This is a genomic window from Achromobacter sp. ES-001 (assembly GCF_019448355.1).
Taxonomy (GTDB): domain Bacteria; phylum Pseudomonadota; class Gammaproteobacteria; order Burkholderiales; family Burkholderiaceae_B; genus Achromobacter; species Achromobacter spanius_B.
In genome coordinates, this window is record NZ_CP079940.1 from 6,218,174 (window position 1) to 6,232,638 (window position 14,465).

At 65.5% G+C, this 14,465-nt stretch carries 16 protein-coding genes; 11 read left to right on the plus strand and 5 right to left on the minus strand.

What is annotated here, in order from left to right; translation table 11 throughout:
* Positions 1 to 6 precede the first annotated feature (6 nt).
* Positions 7 to 1,290: a cytochrome c gene (locus KYT87_RS28105; RefSeq protein WP_219991359.1), complete on the minus strand. Its 1,284-nt coding sequence runs from the start codon at positions 1,288 to 1,290 to the stop codon at positions 7 to 9.
* Between the two features lie 13 nt (positions 1,291 to 1,303).
* The gene (locus KYT87_RS28110; protein ID WP_219991360.1) at positions 1,304 to 2,062 is read right to left on the minus strand and encodes a c-type cytochrome; all 759 of its coding nucleotides are present in this window, start codon (positions 2,060 to 2,062) and stop codon (positions 1,304 to 1,306) included.
* Between the two features lie 187 nt (positions 2,063 to 2,249).
* On the opposite strand from KYT87_RS28110, the gene rapZ reads away from it, so the two are divergent.
* Positions 2,250 to 3,122: an RNase adapter RapZ gene (rapZ, locus tag KYT87_RS28115; RefSeq protein WP_046803145.1), complete on the plus strand. Its 873-nt coding sequence runs from the start codon at positions 2,250 to 2,252 to the stop codon at positions 3,120 to 3,122.
* On the plus strand, positions 3,119 to 4,081 hold the full coding sequence (locus tag KYT87_RS28120) for a septal ring lytic transglycosylase RlpA family protein (RefSeq protein ID WP_046803073.1): 963 nt from the start codon (positions 3,119 to 3,121) through the stop codon (positions 4,079 to 4,081). Before rapZ ends, KYT87_RS28120 begins: the two co-directional genes overlap by 4 nt.
* 20 nt (positions 4,082 to 4,101) lie before the next feature.
* Here KYT87_RS28120 and KYT87_RS28125 read toward each other — a convergent pair whose 3' ends face one another.
* Together KYT87_RS28125 and rsmI are read right to left on the minus strand one after the other, a co-directional pair.
* Positions 4,102 to 4,686 (minus strand): methylated-DNA--[protein]-cysteine S-methyltransferase, encoded by a 585-nt coding sequence (locus KYT87_RS28125; RefSeq protein ID WP_046803072.1) that lies wholly within the window; start codon positions 4,684 to 4,686, stop codon positions 4,102 to 4,104.
* Between the two features lie 4 nt (positions 4,687 to 4,690).
* Entirely contained in the window at positions 4,691 to 5,626 is a 936-nt protein-coding gene (gene rsmI / locus KYT87_RS28130; RefSeq protein ID WP_219991361.1) for a 16S rRNA (cytidine(1402)-2'-O)-methyltransferase, read from the minus strand.
* A gap of 65 nt (positions 5,627 to 5,691) precedes the next feature.
* Between rsmI and KYT87_RS28135 the strand changes: the two genes are divergently transcribed.
* From KYT87_RS28135 to KYT87_RS28150, 4 genes are all read left to right on the plus strand, one after another.
* A complete protein-coding gene (locus KYT87_RS28135) occupies positions 5,692 to 6,246 on the plus strand; it encodes a YraN family protein (RefSeq protein WP_219991362.1) in 555 nt (184 codons plus the stop codon).
* 101 nt (positions 6,247 to 6,347) lie between these two features.
* Entirely contained in the window at positions 6,348 to 6,941 is a 594-nt protein-coding gene (locus tag KYT87_RS28140; protein WP_006216307.1) for a phosphoheptose isomerase, read from the plus strand.
* The gene (locus KYT87_RS28145; RefSeq protein ID WP_046803069.1) at positions 6,938 to 7,681 is read left to right on the plus strand and encodes a BON domain-containing protein; all 744 of its coding nucleotides are present in this window, start codon (positions 6,938 to 6,940) and stop codon (positions 7,679 to 7,681) included. The genes KYT87_RS28140 and KYT87_RS28145 overlap by 4 nt, the downstream gene beginning before the upstream one ends.
* Positions 7,678 to 8,172: a peroxiredoxin gene (locus KYT87_RS28150; RefSeq protein WP_046803068.1), complete on the plus strand. Its 495-nt coding sequence runs from the start codon at positions 7,678 to 7,680 to the stop codon at positions 8,170 to 8,172. The genes KYT87_RS28145 and KYT87_RS28150 overlap by 4 nt, the downstream gene beginning before the upstream one ends.
* A 166-nt stretch (positions 8,173 to 8,338) precedes the next feature.
* Here the strand turns inward: KYT87_RS28150 and KYT87_RS28155 are convergent, their stop codons facing one another.
* Positions 8,339 to 9,127: a MetQ/NlpA family ABC transporter substrate-binding protein gene (locus KYT87_RS28155; protein ID WP_046803067.1), complete on the minus strand. Its 789-nt coding sequence runs from the start codon at positions 9,125 to 9,127 to the stop codon at positions 8,339 to 8,341.
* A 263-nt stretch (positions 9,128 to 9,390) separates the two neighbouring features.
* Between KYT87_RS28155 and argB the strand changes: the two genes are divergently transcribed.
* The 5 genes from argB (at position 9,391) to KYT87_RS28180 (ending at position 14,453) form a co-directional block, all read left to right on the plus strand.
* A complete protein-coding gene (gene argB, locus KYT87_RS28160) occupies positions 9,391 to 10,293 on the plus strand; it encodes an acetylglutamate kinase (RefSeq protein ID WP_006216311.1) in 903 nt (300 codons plus the stop codon).
* Positions 10,293 to 11,039, plus strand: a complete 747-nt coding sequence (locus KYT87_RS28165; RefSeq protein WP_046803066.1) for a pyrimidine 5'-nucleotidase — start codon at positions 10,293 to 10,295, stop codon at positions 11,037 to 11,039. Before argB ends, KYT87_RS28165 begins: the two co-directional genes overlap by 1 nt.
* Positions 11,040 to 11,095: 56 nt before the next feature.
* Positions 11,096 to 11,671, plus strand: a complete 576-nt coding sequence (gene slmA, locus KYT87_RS28170) for a nucleoid occlusion factor SlmA (RefSeq protein ID WP_046803065.1) — start codon at positions 11,096 to 11,098, stop codon at positions 11,669 to 11,671.
* Between the two features lie 223 nt (positions 11,672 to 11,894).
* On the plus strand, positions 11,895 to 13,388 hold the full coding sequence (locus KYT87_RS28175) for a DASS family sodium-coupled anion symporter (protein WP_046803064.1): 1,494 nt from the start codon (positions 11,895 to 11,897) through the stop codon (positions 13,386 to 13,388).
* A gap of 12 nt (positions 13,389 to 13,400) precedes the next feature.
* Entirely contained in the window at positions 13,401 to 14,453 is a 1,053-nt protein-coding gene (locus tag KYT87_RS28180; protein ID WP_104142623.1) for an Ldh family oxidoreductase, read from the plus strand.
* Positions 14,454 to 14,465 lie beyond the last annotated feature (12 nt).

Genomic DNA, 14,465 nt, shown 5'->3' on the forward strand with positions numbered 1-14,465 from the left:
TCGGCATCAGTTCAGCGTTGACGCCGCACGCGCGCGCTTGACGTCCAGCGCGGTCACGCTGCCCGCTTCATTGCCCCAGCTATTGCGGATGTAGGACACCAGCATGGCGATATCACTGTCGTTCAGGATCTGGCCGAACGGCGGCATGCCGTGCGGCCGGGGATTGGCTGCCGTGGCGGGTGCGTACCCGCCATCGAGCACCATGCGGATCACGTTGGTGGGCACAGGTGCCGTCACGGTCGGGTTGCCCGCCAACGCCGGCCAGGCCGTACCGCTGCCCTGCCCTTGCGGCTGGTGACACTTCGCGCATTGCTGGCTGTAGATCTTGCTGCCCAGTTCCATGGCCGCCGGCGCCGCCGCGGATTGCTGGCGAGGCGTAGAGGCCGGCGTGGCCGGCAAGGACTTGATGTATACGCCGATAGCCAGCGCATCGTCATCCGTCAGGTGCTGCGTGCTGCCCAACACCACTTCGGCCATCGGGCCGCTGGCGCTGGAATGCGCCGAGATACCTGTCTTGAGCAACGCGGCGATATCGGCCGCCGTCCAGCGGCCCATGCCGGTCTGCATGTCGTTGGTGAGCGGCGGCGCGTACCAATCCAGCACCGGGATCACGCCGCCCGTCAGCGCCTCGGACGTCTTGGTGGCGCCCAGACGATTGCGGGGGGTATGGCAGGCCGCGCAGTGCCCCAGCCCTTCAACCAGGTAGCGGCCGCGATTCCATTGCACCGACTGCCCCGCGTCGGCCTCTTGCACGCCGGGCTTGAAGTACAACGCGCGCCAGGCCGCCAATAGCTCGCGCTGGTCGTACGGAAACGCCATGTCGGCCGGCCGATTCGCTTGCTCGACCGGCGGCACGCTACGCAAGTAGGCGTACAAGGCATCGGCGTCCGCGCGGCTGACGCGGGTGTATTCCGTGTACGGAAACGCGGGATACAGCAAGGTGCCGTCCTTGGACTTTCCGTTGTGCAGCGCCTGCCAGAAATCGTCGACCGTCCACGAGCCGATGCCCGTCTTGTCGTCGGGCGTGATGTTGGGCCCGTAGACGGTGCCGAACGGCGTCGGTATGGGCGTGCCGCCCGCCAGCGCCTTGCCGCCCCGGCTGGTGTGGCAGGCCATGCAGTTGCCCACTTGCGCCAGGTAGCGCCCGCGGTCGATCAGCGTGGCCGCGTCGGTCGTGGTGGCGGCTGGACCCGTGCTGGTGTCATCGCGCGTGCCCAGCCAATACAGGCCGCCCACCGCAACGATCAGCGCAACGAGGACGAAGGTCAGAGTTTTCTTGAACAGTTTCATGGTGGCCCCCGTGTCAGCGTTGCGCCTGGCTGCCGCATTGCGCGGGCAAGGTCAGCGAGCCCGCGGCGTCGGGCACATAGGGCTCGATCACGGGTTGCGACGACAGCCACGCCGCCAGGGCGCCGATGTCGGTAGGGGTAAGCTTTTGGGCGATGTCGGCCATGCAATCAGGCGCCGCCGCGCGACGCAGCCCGTTCTTCCAGCTGCCGATCTGCGAACCGATGTAGTCGCGCGGCAGGCCGAGCAAGCCGGGAATGGCGGGCATCAAGCCGCCCAGCGCGGCGCCATGACAGGACGCACAGGCGGGCAAGCCGCGCGCCGCGTCGCCCTGCAAGGCCAGCACGCGGCCCGCTTCCAGCGTGGCGCTGGAGACGTCCGCGCGGGTGGGCGGCGGATACGGCACATGCTGCTGCGAAAAATACTGGGCCATCTCGCGCAGGTAGTCGTCGGGCAGGCCGACCAGCAGATGCGACATGGGCCGGTACTGGCGGCGCTCATCGCGAAAGTTCAGCAGCTGATGATAGAGGTAGTCTTGAGGCTTGCCGGCCAGGCGGGGGTAATAGCCGTCGGTGCCGGCCCGGCCCTGCGCGCCGTGGCAGGCCGTACAGGCCGCGACGCGTGCCGCCATGGTGTCGGGGCGCAGGCCATCGGGCGCTGCCGGCTGGGCCTCTGCAACGCTTGTCGTAAAGACAACAGCGGCAGCCGCGAGCACGCGGAAAATCGCCCTGAACCGCGGCAGTGAAACACTACGAATGGAAATGAGGGCTAACATCTACGTCGAATTCCTATCCCCCGAAAGCATGACGGCGGGGGTGTCGTAAGTGAATCGAACCAGTATCCGACCCGCAAGCTTACGCGACGGGGCAAGAAAGGGTACAGAACCAGATTCCCGAATTGCAGCCATATCAGATGCCATCCCGCCCGCATCGTCTCGGAAAAAGCGTGCCACAATCATGTCCATGTTGAAAGTCGTCCTTGTCACCGGCATCTCAGGTTCAGGCAAATCCGTTGCGCTTCGCATGCTGGAAGACGCCAGCTACACCTGCGTCGACAACCTGCCCGTGCGATTCCTGACGGAGTTCATCGCCAATGCGCGCGACGAAGGCCTGGAACGCGTGGCCGTGGCCATCGACGTGCGCTCGCCCGGCGAACTGGCTGAACTGCCAGATGTGGTGACCGCGCTGCGCGCCATGGGCACCAGCCTGCGCGTGGTTTTCCTGGACGCCAACACCTCGACACTGGTGCAGCGCTATTCCGAATCGCGCCGCCGCCATCCGCTGACCGACCGCCTGCAACGCGGCGGCACGCCGCCATCGCTCACTGACTGTATCGCGCTTGAACGCGAACTGCTGGCGCCGTTGCGGGAACAAGAACACGTCATCGATACGTCGGACCTGACGCCCGGCCAATTGCGTGCCTGGATCCGCGACCTGATCCAGGCCGACCGCGCGCCGCTGGTACTGACGTTCGAATCCTTCGCCTACAAACGCGGCGTGCCCGGCGATGCCGACCTGGTGTTTGACGTGCGCTGCCTGCCCAACCCCCACTACGACCGCAACCTGCGCCCCTTGACCGGCCGCGACGAACCCGTCGCCACCTGGCTGGCCGGGTACGAACAGGTGGGGCAGATGATCGACGACATCGCCGGCTTCTTGAACCGCTGGTTGCCGCTCTACACCCAAGACACTCGCAACTACCTGACCGTGGCGATCGGCTGCACGGGCGGCCAGCACCGTTCGGTCTATGTGGTCGAACAGCTGGCGCTGCGCTTTGCCGACCACGATCCCTTGCTGGTGCGCCACCGAAACCAACTGCCCACCGAATCCGCATGACCCTGCCCCGCCCGCTCCACCTGATCCTGATGTTGCTGCTGGCCATTGCCGTGGCCGGCTGCTCTTCTACCGGGGGTCGCAAAAAGGGCGGCGGGTACTACAAGGACGACGGGCCGGACGCCAATCCGCCGGCAAACCTGGACCAGGTGCCGGATGCGGTGCCGCGCATCGAACCCTATGCCAGCGGCGCGAACCGGCCCTACGTGGTGTTTGGCCAGCGCTACGTGCCCGACACCAGCGGCCAACCGTACAAGCAGCGCGGCATTGCGTCGTGGTACGGCAAGAAATTTCATGGCAATTCCACGTCCATCGGTGAGTCCTACGACATGTACGCCATGACGGCCGCGCACACGACGCTGCCGATTCCCAGTTATGCGCGCGTCACCAGCCTGGTCAACGGCAAGACGATCGTCGTGCGCGTGAATGACCGGGGGCCGTTCCACAGCGACCGCATCATGGATCTGTCGTACGTGGCGGCCTATAAGCTGGGCATCATCGGGCCGGGTAGCGGTCAGGTCGTAGTCGAGAGCATTCCGCAAGAAGAGATCCGCCGCCTGGCCTCGCAAGGCACGCCTGCCGCACCCCCGCCGGAACCGGCTTCGGCCACCGGCTCGCTGCCGATTCAGGCGCCCGTGTCCGCGGTGCCGGTCGCGCTGACGGCCGAACCGATCCCCGGCCCGGCGGCCGGATCAGCCCCGGTACGCCAAGCGCCGGCCGCCGGCATTGGCAGCGTGTATCTGCAAGTGGGCGCATTCAGCCAGCCCGGCAATGCGCAGTCGCTGGTGGCCCGCATCAATTCGCAGCTGAGTTCGGCGGGCGCCCCGCCCGCGCAGGTCGAGCAATCAAACAACCTGTATCGCGTTCGGATCGGCCCCTACCCCGACCGCCAAAGCGCCTTGAACGCGGTGCCGCTGGTGTCGGACCGCATCGGCATCCTGCCCAGCATCGCTACGCAGTAGACCCGTAAGCCCGGCCGCCCCTACCAGGGCAGCTCTGCCTGCCCGTCGCAAATCCGCCGAGCCCGCGCGGTGCGGCTGACGTAGCGGTTGCCTTCGTGCGCCAGCAGCGCCTGCTTGCGCGGCAGGCCGCCACCAAACCCCGTCAATGAGGTATCGGCGCCAATCACCCGGTGGCACGGGATGATGATGATGATGGGGTTGCGCCCCACCGCGCCGCCCACCGCCTGCGCCCCCTTGGGCCGCCCCACGGTCCGGGCAAGATCGCCATAGCTTGCAAGCTTGCCGAATTCCAGCGCGCATAGCGCGTGCCAGACCTTGTGCTGGAACGTGGTGCCGATGGGGTCCAGCGCCACGTCGAAGCCGCGGCGCTTGCCCGCGAACCATTCGTCCAGCTCACGCCGCGCCTGCTCCAGAATCGGGTCGGCATCGGCGTGCGTCCAGCCTTCAGAAGACGGCAGCAATTCCTGGTCGGTAAACCAGGCGCCACGCAGGCCCTTGGGGCTGGCGACCAGGCGCAATTCGCCCAGCGGGGTCTCGATGTCGCGGTACGCAAGCGGCTCCAGCGGGTCGGCCGGCTTGTTCGACACAATGGTTGAATACGCCATGGCTTTACTCCGCCGACTTCTTGCGCGACAGCGCCCGGTTGTACAACACGTCGCGCGCCTGGCCCGTGACCTTGGCGGCGACCCTGGCAGCATCGCGCACGGACATCGATTCCAGCAGCGCGTCCAGCAGCACGTCGGTGCGCGGGTCGGCGTCCTCGTCAATTTCCTGCGCCACTTCGGCATGGGCGATCAAGACGAATTCGCCTTGCTCGCGATGCGCGTCGGCGGCCAGCCAGGCGGCGGCTTCACCCATCGTCAGCGTGGCGATTTCTTCAAAGCGCTTGGTCAGTTCACGCGCCACCGTCAGTTGGCGGTCGGGCCCGCAGACTTCCAGCAGATCCGCCAGCGTGGCGGCCAGCCGATGCGGCGATTCGAACATCACCACGGGCGCGGGCAAGGCGCACCATGACCGTAGCCATCGCTGGCGAGCCACGGCCTTGGGCGGCGGGAAGCCCGCGAAGGCGTAGGCGGGGTTTTCATCGGTGGTGACGCCGCTGCCCATCAGCGCGGCGATGACCGCGCTGGGGCCGGGCACCGGCATCACGGCGAAGCCGGCTGCGCGCACGGCGCGCACAACACGGGCGCCGGGGTCGCTGACCGCGGGCGCGCCCGCATCCGACACCAACGCCACGCGCTGACCTTGGGCCAGGCGTTCGCAGATGGCTTGGGCGGCGGCGGCCTCGTTGTGGCGGTGCGCGGCCATCAGCGGCGTATTGACGCCCCAGGCGTCCAGCAGGGTGCGGCTGGCGCGCGTGTCTTCAGCGGCGATCACGTCGGCGCGTTGCAGGGCGTGCCAAGCCCGCAGCCCCAAGTCGCCCAGGTTGCCGATTGGCGTGGCCACGACGTACAGCGTCGAAGCGGGCCAATGCTGCCCGGCAACGCGATCCGCCACGCGGCTCCAGGCGTCGCCGGCGGGCGGGGGTGAGACATTTTGATTCATTGCAGCCTACTGACACGGAAAACCATGTCAGTGTAGCCGCCAACCTCGCCATACCAGGAGCCCGCATGACGGATGAGACCTTGCGCCTGGCCTGCGATCTGGCACTGGCTGCACGACACCGCGCGGACAAGCGCCGTCGTCGGGCGGGCTCTCGGCGCCCGGCTGCCGGGCGGCGCGCTGACCGAGGTGTCGACCGGGGTGTCGACCCGGGCGCCGACCCGCACGGCGGCATGCCCGCAGACACGCCGCAGCGCCGCTCGCCCATGCAGCGCAAGGGCGATCAGCACGAAGACGCGGCGTTGCGCTGGTTGCAGGCGCGCGGCCTGGTGCTGCTGGCGCGCAACCTGTGGACGCGCGCCGGCGAGCTGGACTTGGTGATGCGCGACGGCGGCACGCTGGTCTTTATCGAAGTGCGCGCGCGTGCCCTGTCCCGTTTTGGTGGCGCCGCCGCCAGCATCGGCCGCGCCAAGCAAGCCCGGCTGGCGCGCGCGGCGGCGCACTGGCTGCCCGAACTTGCCCGCCGCCATTTCCAGGGCGTGACGCCCCCCGCCCGCTTTGACGCGGTGGTGTTCGACGCCGGCCGGCCGCAATGGCTGCAAGACGCTTTTTCCCTTCCCTAGACACTGGCGGCGCCAGCGCGACCCGGGCCCGGTAACGGCCTGCCGCACAGTCGTTACGCCTGGACAGAACAGCGCGACTGCCGCGTGAGATAATCGCGCCCATGGATATGACCTCTCGTATGACGTCGCACTTTCGCGACGCCATGGCTGCGTGCGAACAAAGTATGAACGTCCTGGCGGAACCGCTGGCAGTGGCGGTCGACGTGCTGTTCGGCGCCCTGGCGAACAACGGCAAGATTCTGGCTTGCGGCAACGGCGGCTCGGCAGCCGACGCGCAGCATTTCATCGCCGAACTGGTGGGCCGCTTCGAACGCGAACGCCTGCCACTGGCCGGCATCGCGCTCAATACCGACACCTCGATCCTCACCGCCGTCGGCAACGACTACGGCTTTGACGAGATCTACGAACGCCAGGTCAACGCGTTCGGCCAAGCCGGCGACGTGCTGGTTGCAATTTCCACCAGCGGCAATTCGCCCAACGTCGTGCGCGCCATGGAAGCCGCCAGCTCGCGCGAAATGCACGTGCTGGCCCTGACCGGCAAGGGCGGCGGCGTCATGGGGGAACTCATCACGCCGATGGACGTCCATCTATGTGTTCCCAGCGACCGCACCATGCGGATCCAGGAAGTCCATATTCTGCTGCTGCACGCACTGTGCGACGGCATTGACGCTCTTTTGCTTGGAGACACCGAATGATTTCTGACGTCAGAACCGCGGTTCGCCCCCTGATGCTCGCCGCGGCGCTGTCCACCGCGGCGCTCTCGCTGACGGCCTGCGCGCCCCTGATCGTAGGCGGCGCGGCCGCCACCACGGCGGTCGTGGTCACGGACCGCCGCACTTCCGGTATCCAGCTTGAAGACCAGAACATGGCCTTCAAGGCGCAAAGCCAGATCTCGCAAAAGCTGGGCGACACCGCCCGCGTCAATGCCATGGCCTATGGCGGCCACCTGTTGCTGACGGGCGATGTGCCCACCGAGCAGGCCAAAGCCGAAGCGACCACCATCGCCCAGGGCATCGAGAACGTCAAACAGGTCATCAACCAGCTGAACGTCGGCCCCATCGCCTCGTTTGGCACGCGTTCGAACGACACGTGGCTGACCTCCAAGGTCAAGACCGCGCTGATCAACACCAAGTACGTGCCGTCGGGCACCATCGCCCTGACCACCGACCACAGCGTCGTCTACCTGATGGGCAAGGTCACCCAGGCCGAAGGCGAATACGCCGCCAACGCCACGGCGGATGTGGGCGGCGTGGCCAAGGTGGTTAAACTGTTCGAGACCATCAGCCGCGAAGAAGCCATCCGGCTGTCCAACAGCAGCACCCGGGACGCCTCCACAGAAACCAAAGCGCCTATCCAAAGCGGCGCCGGCGCAGCACCCAGCGACAACAACGCGGCCGGCACCAGCAATGGCGTTGAAGCCATGCCTATCAAATGAAAAAAGCCATCGTAGCCCTCGCCGTCCTGGTGGCGGTTGGTATCGGCGCCTGGTTCGTCTGGCGCCCTGCCCAGACCGCCCCCGACGTCTCGTTCACCACGCTGGAAGGCAAAACCTTCTCGATGCAGGACTTGCGCGGCAAGGTCGTGCTGGTCAAGTTCTGGGCGACCAGCTGCGTCACCTGCGTGAAGCAGATGCCGGAAACCATCGCCGCCTATAAGGAATACGCCGCCAAGGGCTACGAGGCCATCGCGGTCGCCATGAACTACGATCCGCCCAATTTCGTCTTGAACTTCGCGGACCAGCGCAAGCTGCCGTTCCCGGTGGCGCTGGACACCAAGGGCGACATCGCGCGCGCCTTTGGCGACATCCGGCTGACGCCCACGGCGTTCCTGATCGACAAGCAGGGGCACATCATTAAGCGCTATCTGGGCGAATACGATGTGGCTGAGTTCCACGCCACCGTGGAAAAGGCGCTGGCGGCGGGCTGATCGCCCGGCTCTGCGGCCTTCCCCGGCCTGAATAAAAAACCGCCCACGAGGGCGGTTTTTCATTGGCGCGGTTTCATTGGCGGTGGCTTGCTTGCGGCCAGCCGAACCCATTCGCTCGGCCGGCAAACCTGGAACCTGCAACAGAACCAGGAGCCGCCTCTCCGGCTTAGAACGCCGGAATGACCGCGCCCTTGTACTTTTCCTGGATGAATTTCTTCACATCCGCCGAGTGCAGCGCGTCGACCAGCTTCTTGATTCCCGGCGCGTCCTTGTTGTCGGAACGGGTGACCAGAATGTTGGCGTAAGGCGAATCGGCGCCTTCGATGAACAGCGCGTCCTTCGTGGGCACCAGGCCGGCTTCCAGCGCGTAGTTGGTGTTGATCAGCGCCAGATCCACGTCGTCCAGCGAACGCGGCAGCATGGCGGCTTCAAGTTCGCGGAATTTCAGCTTCTTGGGGTTGTCGACCACGTCGGCGGCCGTCGCCAGGATGTTGGACGCGTCCTTCAGCTTGATGATGCCCTGCTTTTGCAGCAGCACCAGCGCACGCCCACCGTTGGACGGATCGTTCGGGATAGCGACGGTGGCGCCGTCCTTGAGGTCGGCCAGGCTCTTGATTTTCTTGGAGTAACCGCCGAAGGGCTCGACGTGCACCAGCGCGACCGGCACCAGCGTGGCCTTGCGGTCTTTGTTGAACGTGTCCAGATACGGCTTGTGCTGGAAGAAATTGGCGTCCAGCTGCTTGTCCACCAATTGCAGGTTGGGTTGCACGTAATCGCTGAACACCTTGATGTCCAGCTCGACGCCCTGCTTGGCCAGCTGCGGCTTCACCACTTCCAGGATCTCGGCGTGCGGGACCTGCGTGGCGCCCACCACCACTTTTTCTGCATGGGCGGCGTTGGCTGCCACCAGGAAGGCCGATGCCGCCAGGGCGGCGCGGACGAAGTTCAAACGCATGGCTTGCCTCTTTTATGGAAATAAAATGGGGGCTGATACCCCGACCGGTGCGGATTTGCCCCCCTTTTGCGGGGGCTCGCGTCTCGAAAACGCCCCAATTTACCTGAATGCCGGTTATTTGTCGGGCATATGGACATGGGTTTTAGGCATATGAAACGCGTGGGTACTACAATCCGTCGTATGCTTGCGCTACCGCGTTTCGAACGCGATGTTGTGCAGGCATTTTTTCTAACCACTCATACATATTTGCCGACTTAGCTGCCATGACCGACACCCCCGACCCTGCTGCCGTTTCGTCCCCCGCTGTCAAAGCCGCTGTGCTGTCTGAAGCACTGCCGTATATCCGACGATTCCACGGCAAGACCATCGTGGTCAAGTACGGCGGCAACGCCATGACGGAAGAGCGCTTGCAGCGCAGCTTCGCGCACGATGTCGTGCTGCTCAAGCTGGTGGGTCTGAACCCGGTGGTGGTGCACGGCGGCGGTCCGCAGATCGACGACGCGCTGCGCCGCATCGGCAAGCAGGGCACCTTCATCCAGGGCATGCGCGTGACCGATGCCGAGACCATGGAAGTGGTCGAATGGGTGCTGGGCGGCCAGGTCCAACAAGACATCGTCATGATGATCAACGAGGTCGGCGGCAAGGCCGTGGGCCTGACCGGCAAGGACGGCGGCTTGATCCAGGCTCAGAAAAAACTGATGGCCAACAAGGACAACCCCGCCGAACCCATCGACATCGGCTTCGTGGGCGACATCACGCTGGTTGAACCCGCCGTGGTCAAGGCCCTGCAAGACGACCAGTTCATTCCCGTGATCTCGCCCATCGGCTATGGCGAAGACGGCACGGCCTACAACATCAACGCCGACGTCGTCGCCGGCAAGATGGCCGAAGTGCTGGGCGCCGAAAAGCTGTTGATGCTGACCAACACCCCGGGCGTGCTGGACAAGGCGGGCAAGCTGCTGCGCAGCCTGTCGGCCCAGACCATCGACGAACTCTTCGCCGACGGCACCATCTCGGGCGGCATGCTGCCCAAGATCTCGTCGGCGCTGGATGCCGCCAAGAACGGCGTGAATTCCGTTCACATCGTCGACGGCCGCGTGCCGCACTGCCTGCTGCTTGAAATCCTGACCGACCAAGGCGTGGGCACGATGATCAGCTCGCATTGATGCGAGCTCAACGTCTGCTGTTACGGCCGGCGGTGCGTATGCGCCGCTCGCGCCGCATGGCCACGGGCGTTTCCGAACGCCTGTGGCTGTTTGACCTGGACAACACGCTTCACGACACCTCGCACGCCATCTTCCCGAAGATAGACCTGGGCATGACCATGGCGGTGGCCGAGGCGCTGAACGTGGACGTCGACACCGCCAACGACCTGCGCCGCAAGTATTGGCAGCGTTACGGCGCCACGATGATCGGCATGGTCCGCCACCACGGCGTCAACCCGCACGACTTCCTGCACCGCAGCCACGACTTCGACGTCAACCCGCTGGTGCGCGGCGAAAAGGCGCTGGCCTACAAACTGCGCCAGCTACCCGGCCGCAAGGTGCTGCTGACCAACGCGCCGCTGCGCTACGCCCGCTCCGTACTGCAACGCCTGGGCATCCTGCGCCAGTTCGACAGCCTGTGGGCCATTGAACATATGCGGCTGCATGGCGAATTCCGCCCCAAGCCGTCGCCCGCGCTGCTGCGTTATGTGCTGGCCCGCGAAGGCGTACCCGCCCACCGTGCCGTGCTGGTCGAAGACACGCTGGCCAACCTGCGCGGCGCGCGCCGCGTCGGCGTGCGCACCGTGCACGTGTATCACCCTGGCACGCCCTTCTCGCGCGGTCGTTCGCATCGTCCGCCCTATGTCGACTTGCGGGTAAACTCCGTCAGTGATTTGTTGTTACGTCGGCGTCCCCTGCGGGGATAGCGGCGCGCTCCTCCCCCTCCCTTCACCGTCAAGCCTGCGCGAGAGCAGTCCCTTCCATGGCGAGCAAACCCGGCGAGCGCAAGACCCAGATTCTGCAGACCCTGGCCGAAATGCTGGAGCAGCCGCACGCTTCCCGCATCACCACGGCTGCGCTGGCCGCGCGTCTGCAAGTGTCCGAGGCCGCCTTGTACCGGCACTTTGCCAGCAAGGCGCAGATGTTCGAAGGGCTGATCGAATTCATCGAGACCAGCATCTTCACGCTGGTCAACCAGATTGCCACCGTGGAACCCTACGGCGTGCCCCAGGCGCACAAGACCGTTGCCATGCTGCTGACGTTCTCCGAACGCAACAAGGGCATGACGCGGGTGCTGACCGGCGACGCGCTGGTCACGGAAGACAACCGGCTGCAAGAGCGCATCAACCATATCAATGACCGCATCGAAACGTCGCTGAAGCAGTCGCTGCGCATCGCGATCACCGACGGCGGGCTGCCCGCGGACGCCAACGTCGCGGCGCACGCCAGCCTGCTGACGCATCTGGTGCTGGGCCGCTGGCTGCGCTACGCCCAAAGCGGTTGGCGGGTGGCGCCCACGCTGCATCTGGACGAACAACTGCGGCTGGCGCTGGGTTGATTGCCGGCTTGGTCGGCCGCACCGTGCTTGCGGCGCAACAGGGCGCGCGAGCATAATGCGCCAGGTGGGTTTTCTCAAGCCGAAATCTTCATCGGCTTGATCCATATCAATGCGGGTTTTCCTCAATGCCGTCACGATCGTCCTGTAGCGTCGACACATCGAATTGAACAAACCCGTGCTCGCGGGGAGTGTGTCGACGGTTTGACCTCAACCGGAGATGGATATGACCGCGCCAGCCGCCGTCCCTGCCTCACAGGCACCCCAAAAAGCAAAAATTCCCATCGGACTAATCGCCGGTTTCGTGGTGATGATCGGGGTATTGCTGATGCCCCTGCCCGCCGACCTGCCGGTCGCGGGACACCGCATGCTGGCAATCCTGGCATTCGCCGTGGTGGTCTGGATTACCGAAGCCGTGTCTTACGAAGCCAGCGCGATCATGATCACGACGCTGATGGCTTTCCTGTTGGGCACGGCTCCGACAATCAAAGACCCGAACGTGCTGTACGGCACCTCGGCCGCCATCAGCATGGCGCTGACGGGCTTCGCTAACTCGGCGCTGGCGCTGGTGACCGGCGCCCTGTTCATTGCTGCCGCCATGACCTTCACCGGGCTGGACCGGCGCATTGCGCTGGTCACGCTGTCGAGAGTGGGCACCAGCACGCGCCGCATCCTGATCGGATGTATCGCCGTGACGATCGTGCTGAGCCTGGTGGTGCCCAGCGCCACCGCGCGCAGCGCCGCCGTGGTGCCGATCATGATGGGCGTCATCGCCGCGTTCGGCGTGGACAAGCGGTCCAACATCGCCGCCGGCATCATGATCATCGTGGCGCAGGCCACCAGCATCTGGAACGTGGGCATCCAGACCGCCGCCGCGCAAAACCTGCTGACGGTCGGCTTCATGGAAAAGATGCTGGGCGAACGCGTGGCGTGGTCGGACTGGCTGATCGCGGGCGCACCGTGGTCGCTGATCATGTCGGCCGTGCTGATCGTGGTGGTGCTCAAGCTGCTGCCGCCGGAAAGCGACAGCATCGCCGGGGGCAAGGAAGCCGTCGAAAAGTCGCTGATTGAACTGGGCCCGATGACCGGCGCGCAAAAGCGCCTGATGGCCGTGTCGATCATGCTGCTGCTGTTCTGGTCGACCGAAGGCAAGCTGCACAAGTTCGACACCACGTCGACCACCTACTTCGGCCTGGTTCTCTTGATGCTGCCGCGCTTTGGCGTGATGACATGGAAGGACGTGCAGTCGCGTATCCCATGGGGCACCGTGATTGTGTTCGGCGTGGGCATCAGCCTGGGCACCGCCCTGTTGACGACGCAAGCCGGCCAATGGCTGGGCAACCAGGTCGTGGCGCACACGGGGCTGGATCACCTGGGTCCGCTGGCCATCTTCGCCGTGCTGGCCGCGTTCCTGATCGTCATCCACCTGGGCTTTGCCAGCGCCACCGCGCTGACGTCGGCCATGCTGCCCATCCTGATCTCGGTGCTGGCCACGCTGCCCGGCGAGTTCAGCCGGCTGGGCATGACCATGCTGCTGGGCTTTGTCGTCAGCTATGGCTTCATCCTGCCGATCAACGCGCCGCAAAACATGGTGTGCCTGGGCACGGAAACCTTCAACGCCAAGCAGTTCGCGAAAGTCGGCATCATCGTCACCATCGTGGGCTACCTGCTGATGCTGCTGATGGGCATGACCTACTGGCGCTGGCTTGGCTGGCTGTAAGGAGAACGCATCATGAAACTCTCTTTAGCCCAAGCCAACGAATACGGCCGCCGCGTACTGATGGCGCAAGGCGTGCCGGAAGATATCGCGCGCGACGTGGCCGAACACCTGGTGGAGTCCGACCGCGTCGGCTACACCAGCCACGGCCTGTCCATCCTGACGAACTACCGCCGCGTCCTGTCCGAAGGGCTGGCGCAGGCCGACGGCCGGCCTGAACTGGTCAATGACCGTGGCGCCATGCTGGCCTACGACGGCCACCACGGCCTGGGCCAGTACGTGGGCAAGGCGGTCATCGAAAAGGCCATCGAACGCACGCAGGAACACGGGCAGTGCATCGTGACGCTGCGCCACAGCCACCACCTGGGCCGCATGGGCCACTTTGGGGAAATGGTTGCGGCCAAGGGCTTGATCCTGCTGGCCTTCACCAACGTGATCAACCGTTCGCCCACCGTGGCGCCGTTCGGCGGCGCGCAGGCGTGCCTGACGACCAATCCGCTGTGCTTTGCCGGCCCGCTACCCGGTGGCCGGCCGCCGTTCATCGTGGACATGGCGACCAGTTCAATCGCCGTGAACCGGGCGCGCGTGCTGGCGGCCAAGGGCGAAAAGGCCCCGCCGGGGTCGTTGATCGATGCCCAGGGCAACCCCACGACGGACCCCAATGCGCTGTTCGCCGACCCGCCGGGCGCCCTGCTGCCCTTTGGCGGCCACAAGGGTTATGCGCTGGGCCTGGTGGCCGAGTTGCTGGCGGGCGTGTTGTCCGGCGGCGGCACGATCCAGCCGCAGCACCCGCGCATTGGCGTGGCGACGAACAATATGTTTGCGCTACTGCTGGACCCGCAGGTGGATTTCAATACGGATTGGCGGTCGATGGAAGTCGGCGCGTTCATCGACTACCTGCACGCCTGCAAGCCGCAACCCGGCGTGGAAAGCGTGCAGTATCCGGGCGAGTACGAAGCCCGCAACCGCGCCGTCAATGCGGATTCAATCGAGTTCGACAGCCGCATCTGGGACGGGCTGACGACGCTGGCCATTGAACTGGGTGTGCCGGACGCATTGCCTGGCTGAGCGGGACAGGCG